Source organism: Mycolicibacterium sediminis (assembly GCF_010731735.1).
Classification (GTDB): Bacteria; Actinomycetota; Actinomycetes; order Mycobacteriales; family Mycobacteriaceae; genus Mycobacterium; species Mycobacterium sediminis.
Genome location: NZ_AP022588.1, coordinates 477,726 through 493,704, shown reverse-complemented (window position 1 = coordinate 493,704; position 15,979 = coordinate 477,726). Strand labels below are relative to the sequence as shown.

Sequence of the window (15,979 nt, the reverse complement as noted above, 5' to 3'; positions counted from 1 at the left end):
GTCACGTTCGGCGCGACGACGATCACGTGCCCGGGATCCAGCTCGTACCGGCCAGCGGGATGCGCGCCATCGCCGCGGCCTCGATGGTGACCGCGACCAGGTCCTCGGGCTCGAGGTGGGTGACGTGGGCCTTGCCGCACGCGCGGGCGATGGTCTGCGCCTCCATGGTGAGGACGCGCAGGTAGTTGGCGAGTCGCCGACCGCCCTCGATCGGATCGAAGCGGGCGGCGAGTTCGGGGTCCTGAGTGCTGATCCCCGCCGGGTCCCGACCGTCCTGGAAGTCGTCGTAGAAACCGGCTGCGCTGCCGAGCTTCTCGTACTCGGCGGCGTACTTCGGGTCGTTGTCGCCGAGCGCGATGAGCGCGGCCGTGCCGATGGCCACCGCGTCGGCCCCGAGCGCAAGCGCCTTCGCGACGTCGGCTCCGTTGCGGATGCCGCCGGACACGATCAGCTGCACGCCGTTCCGGTGCACGCCGAGTTCGGCCAACGCCTGCACCGCCTGCGGGATCGCCGCCAGCGTCGGGACGCCGACGTGCTCGATGAAGACCTCCTGGGTGGCGGCGGTCCCGCCCTGCATCCCGTCGACGACCACCACGTCGGCTCCGGCGTGCACGGCGAGCTTCACGTCGTAGTAGGTGCGGGTGGCACCGACCTTGACGTAGATCGGCTTCTCCCAGTCGGTGATCTCCCGCAACTCGTTGATCTTGATCGTGAGGTCGTCGGGCCCGGTCCAGTCCGGGTGCCTGCATGCCGAGCGCTGATCGATGCCCGGTGGCAGCGTCCGCATGCCCGCGACGCGGTCGGAGATCTTCTGTCCGAGCAACATTCCGCCGCCACCCGGCTTGGCGCCCTGTCCGAGGACCACCTCGATGGCGTCGGCCCGGCGCAGGTCGTCGGGATTCATCCCGTAGCGCGACGGCAGGTATTGATACACCAGGTGCTTGCTCTGACCGCGCTCCTCGGGAGTCATGCCGCCGTCGCCCGTCGTCGTGGACGTCCCGACCGCGCTGGCGCCGCGGCCCAGTGCCTCCTTGGCCGGCCCCGAGAGCGCGCCGAAGGACATGCCCGCGATGGTCACCGGGATGTCCAGGTGCAGTGGGTACTTCGCGTGCCGTGCACCGAGGACGACGTCGGTGCCGCAGCGTTCGCGGTAACCCTCCAGCGGATAGCGCGACATCGACGCGCCGAGGAACAGCAGGTCGTCGAAGTGGGGCAGCGGCCGCTTGGCGCCCCACCCGCGGATGTCGTAGATGCCGGTCTCGGCGGCGCGCTGGATGGCCGCGATGGTGGGGCGGTCGAAGGTGGCGGACTCTCGCAGGCCGGCGCGTGCCCGGTCGTCGGATGCCGTGTTCATCAGTAGCTTCCCGAGTTGTCGACGTGAAAGTGGTAGAGGTCGCGCGCCGACCCGTAGCGGGTGTACGCGGCGGTGTCGTCGTCCTCGAAGCCCGCGGCCTTGAGCAGTCGGCCGAGTTCCTCGTGGTGTTCGGGGCCCATCGCCTTGGCGACGCAGTCGGCGCCGAGGGATGTGACCTCGCCGCGGACGTAGATACGGGCCTCGTAGATCGAGTCGCCGAGCGCCTCGCCGGCGTCGCCGCGGACGACGAGCGTGCCGGCCTGGGCCATGAACGCGCTCATGTGGCCGATGTCGCCACCGACGACGATGTCGACGCCCTTCATCGAGATGCCGCACCGCGCAGCCGCATTGCCCTCGATGACGAGCAGGCCGCCGTGGGCCGTGGCACCCGCGGACTGCGAGGCGTTGCCCTTGACCCACACGGTGCCGCTCATCATGTTCTCCGCGACGCCGGTGCCGGCGTTGCCGTCGATCACGACGTCGGCCTGCTGGTTCATCCCGGCGGCGTAGTAGCCGACGTGCCCGTCGACGGTCACCGTCACCGGTGCGTTGATCCCTACGGCGACGTTGTGGGCACCCGCGGGGTGCTCGATCAGGAACTCGCCCTGCAGATCCGGTGCATGCAGGGCGGTGTTGACCTCGCGCAGCGGGGTGGTCTCGAGGTCGAATCGGGTCACCGCGTCCATGCGTACACCACCTCGGGTTCGGGCTCCCAGATCGCGGCGTGCTCGACGCCGGGTAGGCCGGACAGCGCACGGTACTCACTGGCCATCGCGACCCAGTCGTCGGTCTCGGCGATGACGGCGGGCTTGCAGGCGATGGCGTCGCGGACGACGGCGAAGGAGTCGCGGTTGGACACCAGCAGCGTGTAGAAGCCGTCGAACGTCGAGCACAGGTCCTTCAGTGCGGTCTCGACGTCGTAGCCCTTGGCGAGGCGGTCGGCGACGAAGCGCGCGCCGACCTCGGTGTCGTTCTCGCTGTCGAAGTGCACACCCGCAGCGCGCAGTTCACGACGGATCGTGGCGTGGTTGGCGAAGGACCCGTTGTGCACCAGGCACTGGTCTGGTCCGACGGCGTAGGGATGCGCACCCGACGGCGTGACCGCCGACTCCGTCGCCATCCTGGTGTGTCCGACGCCCTGCCAGCCACTCGCCCCGGCCAGACCCCACGCGTCGGTGAGCGTCTTCGGGTCGCCGACGCCCTTGAGCACGGCGAGGTCGTTGCCGAACCCGGCGATCAGCGCGTCCGGGTAGGCGGCCGAGACCGCCGCGCGCAGCGTCTCGACCGCGACCTCCGCGGCGACGAGGTAGGTGGCGTCGAGCACCGACACCGACACGGGGACGTCGAGGCCCGTGCCGACTGCGTCGCGTACCGCGTCCGGCCCGTCGCTCACCTCGAGGACGGATACGCAGGCCCGGCCCGGCGGGGTCCAGGTGGGATCGCCGTAGACGGCGACGCCCGCCGAGTCGCTGCCGCGGTTGGACATCTCGCACAGCATCCCGGTGAGCAGCTCACCGAGGCGGGGATGGAGGTCCGGGTTGCGCAGGTGCAACCCGACGATGCCGCACATGGGGTGTTTCCTCTCGTGACGGGGGACTTCGGCGCGTTGATCCGCGGTGAGCGCGGCTCAACGTGCACGAATCGCGATGGGCTAGAAGGCGGTGAGGTACTGGTCGACCTCCCACGGACTGACCGTGCCGTGGTAGGTGAAGAACTCCTCGCGCTTGAGGTTCGCGAAGTAGCCGGACACGCCGTCGCCCGCGGTGTCGAGCACCCCGGTGAGCACGGGGTCGTCCTGCAGGTCGTCGATGGCGTGCAACAGGGTCGGTGGCAGCGTCCGGCCGGAGCCTGCGCCCAGCGCGCCGGGGTCGAGACTGCGCTTGATGCCGTCGATTCCGGCGCCGAGCGCTCCGGCGATGGCGAGGTACGGGTTGGCCGAACCGTCGCCGCCGCGCAGTTCGACCCGCTGATCGTCGGGCACCCGCACGTAGTGGGTACGGTCGTTGCCGCCGTACGTCGGAGTGCGCGGTGCCCAAGACGCGCCGGACGCCGTCGTCAGGGCGCCGGTTCGCTTGTAGGAGTTGACCGTCGGTGCGATGACGGCCTGCAGGGCACAGGCGTGGTCGAGGATCCCACCGATGAACGCGTAGGCGGTGTCGGACAGGCCCAGGCCACGGTCGTCGGTGCCGTCGGGGAACACCGGCGATCCCCCGCTGGTCAGCGAGAGGTGCAGGTGCAGGCCACTTCCCGTGCGGTCGGCGAACGGCTTGGGCATGAACGTGGCGATCATGCCCCGTTCCGCGGCGATCATCGAGAGCAGGTAGCGCAGCGTGACGACGCGGTCGGCTGTGGTCAGGGCGTCGGCGAACTGGAAGTTCTGCTCGAATTGCCCGTTGCCGTCCTCGTGATCGTTGGCGTAGTTGCCCCAGCCCAGGGCGTTCATGGCCGTCGAGATGGTGGTCAGGTGGTCGTACATGCGGGTGACGCCGCGGGCGTCGTAGCAGGGTTGGTCGGCGGTGTCGTCGGCGTCGGCGGTGACCAGGCCGCCGTCGCCGTTGCGCTTGAGCAGGAAGTACTCCACCTCGGCGCCGACCCACGGTTCGAAGCCGGCGTCGCCGGCCCGCGCGATGAGTGACTTCAGGATGACGCGCGGCGCGTACGGCCACGGCTCGCCCTCGACGTGCGGGTCGCAGTGGACGATCGCCAAGCCGTCCTTGATGAACGGGATGGGGGTGAACGACGCCGGATCGGGGATGGCGACCAGGTCTGGATCCTTGGGTTCCTGGCCCATGGCGCCGACGGCGTAGCCCGCGAAACCGACTCCCTCGGTGGCCAATTGGTCGACCGCCTCGACCGGGACCAGCTTTGCGCAGGGCTTGCCGCGGAGATCCACGAAGAGCGCGAGAATGAACTTCGTGCCCGCGGCCTCGGCCTGTTCGGCGAGGGATCCGGTGGAGGTCGTCATGTCAGTCCCGTCTCTTGTCAAGAATCAAGGTATCACCGTAAGAAACAACATGCAGCGCGAGAAACCCCGGCCGGCGCGGGTGACCGCACCGACCGGGGTGTCCTGGTCAGGCCGTGGTCACGAGGTGGCCATGTCGTAGGAGGACTCCCGGTGGAACGCCGCGTCGATGCCCTGTTCTTCTTCCTCGGGCGAGACGCGGATGCCCATCGTCTTCTTGATGGCGAAGGCGATCGCGAAGGCGACGACGAACGAGTAGGCCATGACGGCGAACGCGGCGACCGCCTGCTTGCCCAACTGCTCGATGCCGCCGCCGTAGAACAGGCCGTTGATCCCGTTGGGCATGCCCTCGCTGGCGAACAGGCCGATCAGCAGGGTGCCGACCACACCGCCGACGAGGTGGACGCCGACGACGTCGAGCGAGTCGTCATAGCCGAACTTGGACTTCAGGCCCACGGCGTAGACGCAGATCGCGCCGGCGATGGCGCCGACGAAGATCGCGCCGACCGGCGTGACAGCCCCACAGGCGGGGGTGATCGCCACCAGGCCGGTGATGGCACCGGACGCTGCGCCGACGCCCGTGACGTGCCCGTCCTTGACCTTCTCGACGGCGAGCCAGGCCAGCGTCGCCGCGCAGGTCGCGACGAAGGTGGTGACCATGACGATCGCGGCCGAATTGCCTGCGGCCAGGGCGGATCCGCCGTTGAACGCGTACCAGCCGGCCCACAGCAGGCCGGCGCCCAGCAGGGTCAACGGCACGTTGTGCGGCTTGCGCAGCTGACCGAACATCGCGGACTTGCCGAGCACGATGGCGACCGCCAGCGCCGCGGCGCCCGCGTTGATGTGGACCGCGGTGCCGCCCGCGAAGTCGATCGCGCCGAGGCTGTTGGCGATCCAGCCGCCGACCGAGTTCTCCGTGACCACGCCGTCGAATGCGAACACCCAGTGCGCGACGGGGAAGTACACCAGCACCGCCCAGACGGTCGCGAACAGCATCCACGCGCCGAACTTCATCCGGTCGGCCACCGCACCGGAGATGAGCGCCACGGTGATGGCTGCGAACAGTGCCTGGAAGAGCGCGAACAGGCTGACCGGGAGTCCCGAGATCGTGGTCTGCGACTCCAGCAGATCCTTCATGCCGGCGAACTCGGTGAAGCTGCCGACGAAGCCGCCGTAGGAGGTGCCGAAGACCATCGAGAAGCCGAAGAGCACCCAGAGGACGCCGACCACGGCTACCGCGCCGAAGGTCATCATCATCATGTTCGTCGAACTCTTGACCGAGACCATGCCGCCGTAGAACAGGGCGAGGCCCGGGATCATGAGCGTCAGCCCGATGATGCAACACAGCATGAAAGCCGTGGTGCCGGTATCCACTACATCCATCGTCGTACTTCCTTCTCGCGTCGTGCACTGGGAACCCGTTGCGGCCACTCGGCGGACCGTTCACTGGCAGTAACTGACGCGAGTGTTACGTGGAAACACGCGCGATGTTGCCGGGGTGTAACAGTTCCCGTAGCAAATCCTGGGAGCCACGTAACGCGTAGTTCACCGCCCGTCGGCCCCGCGGGCTCGCGGACGACCGGATGGGGCCGCCTCGGGACCTCGTGCCAGAGTCGAGGCGTGAGACGACGCCGACCGCTGTTCACCGTGGTGGTGCTCGTCGCCTTCCTGGTCGGCGGCAGCATCTGGTGGCTGTTCTTCCGCGACGAGCACTCCTCGGCGGACTGTGCGCCCGTACGGGAACTGCTGTCCTACAACAACGCCGAGGTAGATGCGCTCAACGCCAAGACCCACGTCCCCGAGGAGGGGTCCTACGAGTCGGCGACCGAGCCCAGCGACATGGACTACCGGGCCTGGTCCGACGGGATGTCCGACCGGGCCTCGAAGGTGACCGCGGAGGGTCTGGCCGACCAGGCGCGCGAGCTGGCCAAGACCGTCGACCGCCTGGTCGGGGCGAAGATCGACTACAACGCCAAGAACGCGACCACCGCACCGGGAGCCGGGGGACCTCAGGCGCTGGCGATGGTGGTGACCGCCTTCAACGACGAGTACGAGGCGCGGGTCGGTCAGCTGTCGCAGGCGTGCCCGGCGTAGACGCCCTCGTCTCGCTTGCCCGTCCTAGAGTGATCCCGTGTGCACTCGGGTGGTCTATCTCGGAACCAATGATCGTGTCGTCACCGGTCGCTCGATGGACTGGAAGACCGAGATGGGGACCAGCCTGTGGGCGTTCCCGCGCGGGATGACGCGCACCGGAGAGGCCGGGCCGGGCTCCCCGGAGTGGACGTCGACGTACGGCAGCGTGATGGCCTCGGGCTTCGACATCGCGACCACCGACGGCGTCAACGAAGTCGGTCTGGCCGTCAACCTGTTGTGGCTGGCCGAATCGGAGTACCCGGCGGCGACCGCCGACGGCCCCGCCGTCTCGGTGTCGCTGTGGGGCCAGTACGTCCTGGACAACTTCGCGACCGTCTCGGATGCGGTGACGGCGCTGACGGCGACGCCCCTGCGGGTGGCCACAGCGGAGATCCCGGGTCAGGGCCTGTCGGCGACGGTGCACCTGGCGATCTCGGACCCCAGCGGGGACAGCGCCATCGTCGAGTACATCGACGGCCAGCAGGTGATCCACCACGGCAGGCAGTACCAGGTCATGACGAACTCACCGATCTTCTCCAAGCAACTCGCGATCACCGAGTACTGGAAGGAGATCGGCGGCACGGTGATGCTGCCCGGCACCAGTCGCGCCGCCGACCGGTTCGTGCGCGCCTCGTTCTACGTCGACGCCATCCCCAAGACCGACGACCCGCTGGTGGCGGCCGCCTCGGTACTGAGTGTGATGCGCAACGTGTCCGCCCCGTACGGCATCGCGACGTCGGACGAACCCAACATCTCCTCGACGCGCTGGCGGACCGCGATCGACCACAAGGCGCTGCGGTACTTCTTCGAGTCCGCGCTGTCGCCCAACACGTTCTGGGTCGAGCTGAAGAACATGGACTTCACCGAGGGTGCGCCGGTGTGCAAGCTCAGCCTCGGCGAGGGGGAGAAGACGATCTACGCCGGCGACGCCAGTTCGAACTTCGAGCAGGCCGCCCCGTTCACGTTCCTCGCGGTGGGCTAGTCCTTCAGCGGTACGCCCCAGCGGCCGGCGAACGCGATCTCCTCCAGCGGCAGGCGTTCACGCGGCCGGGAGTCCCGCTCGACTATCTCGGGCGCAGCGTCGGCGTAGTCACCCAGCGTCCCCACCGCGAGGATCGCGATCGGCCGCGCGCCGTCGGGGACGCCGAACTCGGCACGGGCGGCATCGGCGTCGAAGCCGGCCATGGGATGCACGACCAACCCCCGCGACACCGCCTCGACCGTCAGGTTCGCGATCGCGGCCCCCGCGTCGACCGCGGAGTAGAGCGCGGTCTTCTCGTCGTCGCCCTCGTCGGCGCAGACCAGGATCAGCGCGCCCGCAGCGCGCGCGTAGGAGTTGCCGCGCTTCAGCGTGGCTGCGAGCGCCGTGAACGTCGCGTCGTCGCGCAGGCCCACGACGAACCGGACGGGCTGCCGGTTTCCCCAGGTCGCGGACCATCGCGCCGCCTCGAGCAGCGCGGTCAGCTGTTGATCGGAGACGTGGCTATGGGGGTCGAACGCCCGCGGGCTCCACCGCGCGGCGAGGTCCGGGTGGATGGGGACCTGGGTCTTGGCCGACCGGTCGGCGGGGCGGGCGGTCACGGTGCCTCACGCTACCGGCGGCCGCACGGGCAAAATCAGGTGCGGGTACCCCTTATCCTTGACGGGAATCACGGTAGGTGACCCCGGGGGAATCCCCGAGTATGCAGAGAGGCTCGTCGTGGCGCTCGTCGTCCAGAAGTACGGCGGTTCGTCGGTGGCCGACGCCGACAGAATCCGACGCGTCGCCGAACGCATCGTCGAGACCAAGAAGGCCGGCAACGAGGTCGTCGTCGTGGTCTCCGCGATGGGCGACACCACCGACGACCTGCTCGACCTCGCCCGGCAGGTCAACCCCGCACCCCCGGCGCGCGAGATGGACATGCTGCTCACCTCGGGTGAACGCATCTCCAACGCACTCGTCGCGATGGCGATCTCCTCGCTCGGAGCCGAGGCCCGCTCCTTCACCGGATCGCAGGCAGGCGTCATCACCACCAGCACGCACGGCAACGCCAAGATCATCGACGTCACCCCCGGCCGTCTGCGCGAGGCGCTCGACGAGGGGCTGATCGTCCTGGTGGCCGGCTTCCAAGGCGTGAGCCAGGACAGCAAGGACGTCACCACGCTGGGCCGCGGCGGGTCGGACACCACCGCCGTCGCGCTCGCCGCGGCGCTCGACGCCGACGTGTGCGAGATCTACACCGACGTCGACGGCATCTTCACCGCGGACCCGCGCATCGTCCCCAACGCCCGCCACCTCGCGACCGTCTCCTTCGAGGAGATGCTCGAGATGGCCGCCGCGGGCGCCAAGGTGCTGATGCTGCGGTGCGTGGAATACGCCCGCCGCTACGACGTTCCGATACACGTCCGGTCGTCGTACTCCGACAAGCCAGGCACGCTCGTCACAGGATCGATGGAGGACATCCCCATGGAAGATGCCATTCTCACCGGGGTGGCCCACGACCGCAGCGAGGCGAAGGTCACCGTCGTCGGTCTGCCCGACGTCCCGGGCTACGCCGCTCAGGTGTTCCGTGCGGTCGCCGATGCCGACGTCAACATCGACATGGTGTTGCAGAACATCAGCAAGATCGAGGACGGCAAGACCGACATCACGTTCACGTGCTCGCGGGAGAGCGGACCGGGCGCCGTCGAGAAGCTGACGGCGCTGAAGGACGAGATCGGTTTCAGCGCAGTGCTGTACGACGATCACATCGGCAAGGTGTCGCTGGTCGGTGCGGGCATGCGCAGTCATCCCGGCGTGACGGCCACCTTCTGCGAGGCGCTGGCCGACGTCGGCGTGAACATCGACCTGATCTCCACCTCGGAGATCCGAATCTCGGTGCTGGTCAAGGACACCGAACTGGACAAGGCCGTCGCCGCGCTGCACGAGGCCTTCGGCCTGGGCGGCGAAGAGGTCGCGGTCGTGTACGCGGGGAGTGGGATCTAAATGGTGTCGATCGGCGTAGTGGGTGCGACCGGCCAGGTGGGTCAGGTGATGCGTCGCCTGCTCGAGGAGCGTGACTTCCCGGCGACCAGCGTGCGGTTCTTCGCCTCGGCGCGGTCCGAGGGCAAGAAGCTGACGTTCCGCGGCCAGGAGATCGAGGTCGAGAACTCCGAGACCGCGGATCCCAGCGGCCTCGACATCGCGCTGTTCTCCGCGGGCGCCACGATGTCGCGGGTGCAGGCGCCGCGCTTCGCGGCCGCGGGTGCCGTCGTCGTCGACAACTCGTCGGCGTGGCGCAAGGACCCGGAGGTCCCGCTGATCGTCAGCGAGGTGAACTTCGAACGCGACGCCGGCAACCGGCCCAAAGGCATCATCGCCAACCCGAACTGCACCACCATGGCCGCCATGCCGGTACTCAAGGTCCTGCACGACGAGGCCGGGCTGACCAGGATGATCGCCTCGACCTACCAGGCGGTCTCGGGTAGCGGGCTGGCCGGCGTCGAGGAGCTGTTCGGCCAGGCGTCCGCCGTCGTCGCCGACAGCCGTGATCTGGTGCACGACGGGTCGGCACTGACCTACCCCGCGCCGGACAAGTACGTCGCGCCCATCGCGTTCAACGTGATTCCGCTGGCCGGGTCGCTCGTCGACGACGGATCCGGCGAGACCGACGAGGACCAGAAGCTGCGCAACGAGAGCCGCAAGATCCTCGGCCTGCCGGATCTCGCGGTGAGCGGGACCTGCGTGCGGGTCCCGGTGTACACCGGTCACTCGCTGTCGATCAACGTCGAGTTCGAGCGTCCGATCACCCCCGAGCGCGCACGCGAACTACTCTCCGCCGCGCCGGGTGTGACCTACGTCGACGTGCCGACCCCGCTGGCGGCAGCCGGTGAGGACGACTCACTGGTCGGCCGCATCCGGCAGGATCCGGGCGTGCCGGAGGGCCGCGGGCTGGCGCTGTTCGTGTCCGGCGACAACCTCCGAAAGGGCGCCGCCTTGAACACTATTCAGATCGCCGAGCTGCTCGCCGCCCAACTCTGAGACGCCGGTTGTCGGTGCGCGTCAGGCGGTCCGGCCGTGCGGCACGGCTGACGGCGATCGTCGGGGTGGTGCTGTTGGCTGCTGCGCCCCTGGCTCGTGCCGACCCGCCGGCACCGATGCCCGGTCCCGCGCTGCCGCCGCTGCTGCCCGGCCAGGTGATCCGCATCGGTCCAACCGCGGGAACCGGAACGCCGACACGCGATTACGGCATCGGCGCCACGGACCTCTGCGAGTTCATGGAGTTCCCCAGCGGCATCCTGCAGGTGTGCGGCGACAGCTTCGCCGGGCAGGGAGTGGCGTTCGGGCGGCACTTCTCACCGATTGCGCTGCACGTCGAGACCGACTCGATCGACGATCCGGCGGGGGTGAGATATGACGGCGTCACCGGTGTGGACACCCCGCTGCTGGCAGACCGGTCCGCGCCGGGTACCTCGCAACTACCGGCCGGCATCGTCTCGATCAACCGCGAGAACTACCTGCTCGTCACCACCACGAAGGACCTGGTGCCCGCGACGTCCCGGCTCGTCAAGGCCGTTGCGGCGCAGGGTGACTGGCCGACCGTCCCGGGCTCGCAGCGAGACGCGGCGTGGGCCGAGGGTAGGCAGTCGCAGATCAGCGGCTACTACGATCCGATTCCGCGGCCGGACTCCGAACGCGGCTGGGTGTACGTGGTGGCGAACGACTTCGATCGCAGCGGACCCGTCGAGCTGTACCGCGCGACACCGCAGAACTTCACCGATCGCAGCTCGTGGCAGGCATGGGCTGGGCCGATGGGCGGCTGGGGCAAGCCCCCGACGCCGCTCTGGGACGGCGCGGTGGGCGAGATGAGCATTCGCCAGATCGACGGCATGACCGTGCTGTCGTACTTCAACGCCAGCACCGGCAACATGGAGATCCGCGTCGCCGACGACCCCACGCTGCTCGGCACTGCGCCGGTCACCACGGTCGTGGTGGCGGCGGACTGGCCCGAACGCGCCGACGACCTCCCGGCGCCCACGGACAACCGGTTGGCCCAGCCCTGCGGCGGTTACATCTCACCGGGCTCGACGATCGACGAGGTGCGCGTCTTCGTCAGTCAGTGGAATACCACGCCCCGCGGGGACAACGCGCCCTACCGGGTGATCCAGTACGCGGTGAATCCGCTGCGGCCCTGAACGCGATCGAGCCCGCCACCCAGGGGTGACGGGCCCGATCAACGCAGGTGCTACTTGAAGGCGTCCTTCACCTTTTCGCCGGCGTCCTTGAGGTTGGCCTTGACCTGGTCGGCCTTGCCCTCGTTCTTGGTGCTCTCGTCGCCCGTGGCGTCGCCGGCCTTCTCCTTGGCCTGGCCGCCGAGATCCTCGGCCTTGTTCTTGGCCTTGTCGACAAAGCTCATGTTCGACTCCTTCTTCTCACTGCTCGGAGAATCCGAGCGTGATGGGCGGGTACCTCCTGACGCTCGCGACGAAACCGGCCGCGGCGCCGTCCGGCCGTCTTCACAGGCGATTCATATGCGGTTCTCCGCCGATGCTTGGCCTCGACGACCACCATCGGAGCCATGAGCGAACCGACCCCGTCCTCGACGCCCCCCGAACGTCCGGCGGGAGAAACGCCCTCCGAGCCCGTCACCGGCCCCATCCAGCCCGTCGCCCCGCCGCAGTACGGACCGCCGCCCGGCTACGTCGTGCCCGCAGCGCCACAGCAACGGCCGAGCCGGGTTCCGCTCGTGGCGGCGTGGGTGGGCATCGCGGCCGGCGCGGTGTTCATCGTCGCGATCATCTTCGGCACGGGCTTCATGCTGGGCGCCCACTCGGGCCAGCACGGCGGCGCCGACCGTGGCGACGCGATGGCCCGCCGGGACGGACCGCCGCCGCAGGTGTTCCCGATGGGCCCGATGCTGCGACCCGGTCCCGGCTTCGTCTTTCCCGGTGGACCTGGCGGCGAGTTCGCACCCGGAGGGCCCGGTGGCGTGTTCGCGCCAGGCGGCCCGGGCGGGTCGTTCGGCCCGGATGGACCCCGCGGTTCCGGTCAATCGCCGAGCACGCTGCCGACTCCGCCGCGCTGAGCCGTTTCCAGTCGTACGGTCCTGGGGTACCCGCGACAAGGACACCCCAGGTATGTCGGCGGCCCAGCCCCCGCCGACCACGAGGAGATGACATGACCGAGAAGATCGCCACGACAGACGGCGGTGTGCCGGTACCCAGCGTGGAGCATTCGCTCTCGGTGGGACCCGACGGGCCGATCCTGCTGCAGGACCACTACCTGATCGAGCAGATGGCCAACTTCAACCGCGAGCGGATCCCGGAGCGCCAGCCCCACGCGAAGGGCGGCGGCGCGTTCGGTCAGTTCGAGGTGACGCACGACGTCAGCCAGTACACCAAGGCCGGCCTGTTCCAGATGGGCGCGAAGACCGAGGTCGTGGCGAGGTTCTCCACGGTGGCGGGGGAGCGCGGCAGCCCAGACACGTGGCGGGACCCGCGGGGTTTCTCGCTGAAGTTCTACACCGACGAGGGCAACTTCGACCTCGTCGGCAACAACACCCCGGTGTTCTTCATCCGTGACCCGATGAAGTTCCAGAACTTCATCCGCAGCCAGAAGCGCATGGCGGCGAACAACCTCCGCGACCACAACATGCAGTGGGACTTCTGGACGCTGGTGCCCGAGTCGGCGCACCAGGTGACCTGGCTGATGGGCGACCGCGGCATCCCGAAGACGTGGCGTCACATGAACGGTTACTCCAGCCACACCTACAGCTGGCTCAACGCGAACGACGAGCTGTTCTGGGTGAAGTACCACTTCAAGACCGATCAGGGCATCGACTTCCTGACCCAGGAGGACGCCGACCGTCTCGCCGGCCAGGACGCCGACTACCACCAGCGCGACCTCTACGACTCGATCGAGGCGGGGGACCACCCCAGCTGGTCGTTGAAGATGCAGATCATGCCGTTCGAGGACGCCAAGACCTACCGCATCAACCCGTTCGACCTGACCAAGGTGTGGTCGCACGACGACTACCCGTTGATCGACGTCGGCAAGCTGACGCTCAACCGCAACGTCGTCGACTATCACTCCCAGATCGAGCAGGCGGCGTTCGAACCCAACAACATCGTGCCGGGGACGGGACTGTCACCGGACAAGATGCTGCTGGCGCGCGGCTTCTCGTATTCCGACGCACATCGGGCTCGACTCGGCGTGAACTACAAGCAGATTCCGGTGAACGAGCCCAAGGTCGAGGTCAACGCGTACTCGAAGGACGGGGCGATGCGGATGAAGCTCGCCACCGATCCGGTGTACGCGCCCAACTCGATGGGTGGGCCGGTGGCAGATCCCGCGCGGGCCGCCGAGGTGCACTGGTCGTCCGACGGCGACATGGTGCGGACGGCCTACACGCTGCGGCCCGAGGACGACGACTGGAGTCAGGCAGGCACCCTGGTCCGGGACGTCATGACCGAAGAACAGCGGGATCGTCTGGCGCAGAACATCATCGGTCACGTCTCGGACGGCGTGAAGGAGCCGGTGCTGTCGCGGGTCTTCGAATACTGGACCAACGTCGACCCTGATCTCGGCAAGAAGGTCGAGGAGGGCGTGCGCGCCGGTAAGGGCTGACGGCACGACCTTCCCGCCTCCAGACTGCGGGGAGATCGACTTCTCGGCCAGGGAAGCGATCTCCCCGCAGTTTCGGCGTTGAAGGGGTGTAGCGGGGGTGCAGTGGCCCCGCGACACGCCGGTCGAATCGCACTCTTGTAATTCTGCTGTGGTCTGTGGGACCATTGAGAACTTTGTGGTTGCTGTGGCGTAACGGTCTCATCCGTGGAAGATTCGCTACCCATGACGCGTGTCGGGCGGGTCCAGCGGGTGGCGGTCGCAGTGATGGCAGCAGCCACAGTGCTCGTCGGTTGTGGAACCACACCCGCACCCGTCGAGCGGGCGACGATGGACGTCTTCGAGGTGGGCGACTGCGTCGAGATCCCCTCGGGCACCCCCGACGGACCCGGATCACTGCGCGCGGCCGAGGTGCCCTGCAGCATCGACCCGAGCTACACGGTGGGGGCGACCGCCGACGACTCGGGAGCCTGCCCCAGCGCGGAGTACCAGCACCTGTCGGCGGACACCGTCGACCCCACCACGAAGCGGCTCTGCCTGGTGCCCAACCTCGTCGCCGACCACTGCTACGTCATGGAGATGCCGGTCGGCGTGCTGGAGCGCGCCGACTGCACCGATCGCGGACAGGATGGCCTGCTCGTCCAGGTCACCCAGCGTCTCGACGTCCGGGATCAGCGAGCGTGCCCGTCCGCGTCCGGCCAGTTCGCGTGGCCCTACCCGTCGCCGGCAAGGACGTACTGCACGCTCACCATCTACTGACGCAGACCCACGACTGGCATGATCGAACGCGTGAGCATCGACGTCGTCTACACCGCAGAGTCCACGGCCACCGGCGGAGGCCGGGACGGCCACGTCAAGTCCACCGACGGCAAGATCGACCTCAACACCCGGCCGCCCAAGGAGATGGGCGGCAGCGGCGAGGGCGTGAATCCCGAGCTGCTGTTCTCGGCGGGCTGGTCGGCCTGCTTCCTCGGCGCGCTGCGCCTGGTCGCGAAGAACGAGAAGGTCACCATCGACGACGCGTCGGGAATCACCGCGCAGATCGGCTTCGGCAAGGACGTCGGGGAGGGTTCAGACGGCGGCTTCGGTCTGACGGCGCACCTGCTCGGCTACCTCCCCGGCCTGGAGCAGGACGCGGCGGACGCGCTGATGGAGAAGGCGCACGAGGTGTGCCCGTACTCGAAGGCGACACGCGGCAACATCGACGTCAAGCTGACGGCGAAGGTCTGACGGTGCGGCCGGCCGCCTGGGGGGCTGGACTGGCGGTCCTCGCCGTGGCGCTGACGACCGCCGTTCCGGCCTCCGCCCGCCCGTCGGACCCCGGCGTGGTCAACTACGCGGTGCTCGGCAAGGGCTCGGTGGGCAACGTGGTGGGGGCCCCGATGCGCTGGGAGTCCACCTTCACCGCGCCCTTCCAGGCGTTCTACGTCGACGACGCCCGCTGCAACGACTTCGCCGACGTCGGCCTGCCCGACGTCTACGCAGATCCCGACCTCGCATCGTTCAACGGCGCCGTGGCACAGCGGGCCGCGGACGACGACACCAACCTGGTGAAGCAGGCGGTCGGCGTCTTCGCCACCAACGACGCCGCCGACCGGGCGTTCCGCCGCCTGGTCGACCGGACCCAGGGGTGCGCCGGTCAGACCACCGCGATGCACCTCGACGGCTTCGTCACCCAGGTCTGGTCATTCTCCGGTAATCCCCCCACGGGCACCGACGTGGCATGGGTGAAGCAGGAAGCGGGTACGGACCGGCGATGCTTCATTCAGACGCGGCTGCGGGAGAACGTCCTGCTGCAGGCCAAGGTGTGCCAGCCGGGCAACGGAGGACCCGCCGTGAACGTGCTCGCCGGGGCGATGCAGAACGCACTCGGCCAGTAGCGACGGCAGGACGTGGCGTTCGGCGATGACTCCTGGGAAAGGTGACGCGGGAATTCCCGCGACGCCGT

General features: G+C 68.7%; 17 protein-coding genes. 10 read left to right on the top strand and 7 right to left on the bottom strand.

Annotation, left to right across the window (positions count from 1 at the left end):
- Positions 1-22 precede the first annotated feature (22 nt).
- The 5 genes from G6N64_RS02475 to G6N64_RS02455 form a co-directional block, all read right to left on the bottom strand.
- The gene (locus G6N64_RS02475) at positions 23-1,354 is read right to left on the bottom strand and encodes an FMN-binding glutamate synthase family protein (protein WP_163795453.1); all 1,332 of its coding nucleotides are present in this window, start codon (positions 1,352-1,354) and stop codon (positions 23-25) included.
- Complete coding sequence (locus G6N64_RS02470) at positions 1,354-2,040, bottom strand: protein glxC (protein WP_163795452.1); 687 nt, start codon at positions 2,038-2,040, stop codon at positions 1,354-1,356. Before G6N64_RS02470 ends, G6N64_RS02475 begins: the two co-directional genes overlap by 1 nt.
- Positions 2,028-2,924 carry a class II glutamine amidotransferase domain-containing protein gene (locus G6N64_RS02465; protein WP_163795451.1) on the bottom strand — a complete coding sequence of 299 codons (897 nt, stop codon included), beginning with the start codon at positions 2,922-2,924 and terminating at the stop codon, positions 2,028-2,030. Before G6N64_RS02465 ends, G6N64_RS02470 begins: the two co-directional genes overlap by 13 nt.
- 81 nt (positions 2,925-3,005) lie before the next feature.
- Positions 3,006-4,319, bottom strand: coding sequence for a type III glutamate--ammonia ligase (gene glnT / locus G6N64_RS02460; protein ID WP_163795450.1), 1,314 nt, complete (start codon positions 4,317-4,319; stop codon positions 3,006-3,008).
- A gap of 117 nt (positions 4,320-4,436) precedes the next feature.
- A complete protein-coding gene (locus G6N64_RS02455; protein ID WP_163801382.1) occupies positions 4,437-5,690 on the bottom strand; it encodes an ammonium transporter in 1,254 nt (417 codons plus the stop codon).
- Positions 5,691-5,936: 246 nt separating this feature from the next.
- Between G6N64_RS02455 and G6N64_RS02450 the strand changes: the two genes are divergently transcribed.
- On the top strand, positions 5,937-6,410 hold the full coding sequence (locus G6N64_RS02450) for a hypothetical protein (protein WP_163795449.1): 474 nt from the start codon (positions 5,937-5,939) through the stop codon (positions 6,408-6,410).
- A gap of 37 nt (positions 6,411-6,447) precedes the next feature.
- Positions 6,448-7,431 carry a bile salt hydrolase gene (locus tag G6N64_RS02445; RefSeq protein WP_163795448.1) on the top strand — a complete coding sequence of 328 codons (984 nt, stop codon included), beginning with the start codon at positions 6,448-6,450 and terminating at the stop codon, positions 7,429-7,431.
- On the opposite strand, the gene G6N64_RS02440 is transcribed toward G6N64_RS02445, so the two are convergent.
- The gene (locus G6N64_RS02440) at positions 7,428-8,030 is read right to left on the bottom strand and encodes a nitroreductase family protein (RefSeq protein WP_163795447.1); all 603 of its coding nucleotides are present in this window, start codon (positions 8,028-8,030) and stop codon (positions 7,428-7,430) included. The genes G6N64_RS02445 and G6N64_RS02440 overlap by 4 nt on opposite strands.
- Positions 8,031-8,148: 118 nt before the next feature.
- On the opposite strand from G6N64_RS02440, the gene G6N64_RS02435 reads away from it, so the two are divergent.
- From G6N64_RS02435 to G6N64_RS02425, 3 genes are all read left to right on the top strand, one after another.
- Complete coding sequence (locus tag G6N64_RS02435) at positions 8,149-9,414, top strand: aspartate kinase (RefSeq protein ID WP_163795446.1); 1,266 nt, start codon at positions 8,149-8,151, stop codon at positions 9,412-9,414.
- A complete protein-coding gene (locus G6N64_RS02430; RefSeq protein WP_163795445.1) occupies positions 9,415-10,449 on the top strand; it encodes an aspartate-semialdehyde dehydrogenase in 1,035 nt (344 codons plus the stop codon).
- Between the two features lie 116 nt (positions 10,450-10,565).
- Positions 10,566-11,603: a DUF4185 domain-containing protein gene (locus G6N64_RS02425; RefSeq protein ID WP_174266914.1), complete on the top strand. Its 1,038-nt coding sequence runs from the start codon at positions 10,566-10,568 to the stop codon at positions 11,601-11,603.
- A 50-nt stretch (positions 11,604-11,653) separates the two neighbouring features.
- On the opposite strand, the gene G6N64_RS02420 is transcribed toward G6N64_RS02425, so the two are convergent.
- Positions 11,654-11,824 (bottom strand): CsbD family protein, encoded by a 171-nt coding sequence (locus G6N64_RS02420; RefSeq protein ID WP_163795444.1) that lies wholly within the window; start codon positions 11,822-11,824, stop codon positions 11,654-11,656.
- Between the two features lie 162 nt (positions 11,825-11,986).
- Here G6N64_RS02420 and G6N64_RS02415 point away from each other — a divergent pair, with 162 nt between their 5' ends.
- From G6N64_RS02415 to G6N64_RS02395, 5 genes are all read left to right on the top strand, one after another.
- Positions 11,987-12,493: a hypothetical protein gene (locus G6N64_RS02415; protein WP_163795443.1), complete on the top strand. Its 507-nt coding sequence runs from the start codon at positions 11,987-11,989 to the stop codon at positions 12,491-12,493.
- 92 nt (positions 12,494-12,585) lie between these two features.
- Positions 12,586-14,034 carry a catalase gene (locus G6N64_RS02410; RefSeq protein ID WP_163795442.1) on the top strand — a complete coding sequence of 483 codons (1,449 nt, stop codon included), beginning with the start codon at positions 12,586-12,588 and terminating at the stop codon, positions 14,032-14,034.
- 264 nt (positions 14,035-14,298) lie between these two features.
- Positions 14,299-14,790 (top strand): hypothetical protein, encoded by a 492-nt coding sequence (locus G6N64_RS02405; RefSeq protein ID WP_246230895.1) that lies wholly within the window; start codon positions 14,299-14,301, stop codon positions 14,788-14,790.
- 30 nt (positions 14,791-14,820) lie between these two features.
- Positions 14,821-15,261 (top strand): organic hydroperoxide resistance protein, encoded by a 441-nt coding sequence (locus G6N64_RS02400; RefSeq protein ID WP_281361477.1) that lies wholly within the window; start codon positions 14,821-14,823, stop codon positions 15,259-15,261.
- Positions 15,258-15,911, top strand: a complete 654-nt coding sequence (locus tag G6N64_RS02395; protein WP_163801379.1) for a sensor domain-containing protein — start codon at positions 15,258-15,260, stop codon at positions 15,909-15,911. The genes G6N64_RS02400 and G6N64_RS02395 overlap by 4 nt, the downstream gene beginning before the upstream one ends.
- The last annotated feature ends 68 nt before the right edge of the window (positions 15,912-15,979 follow it).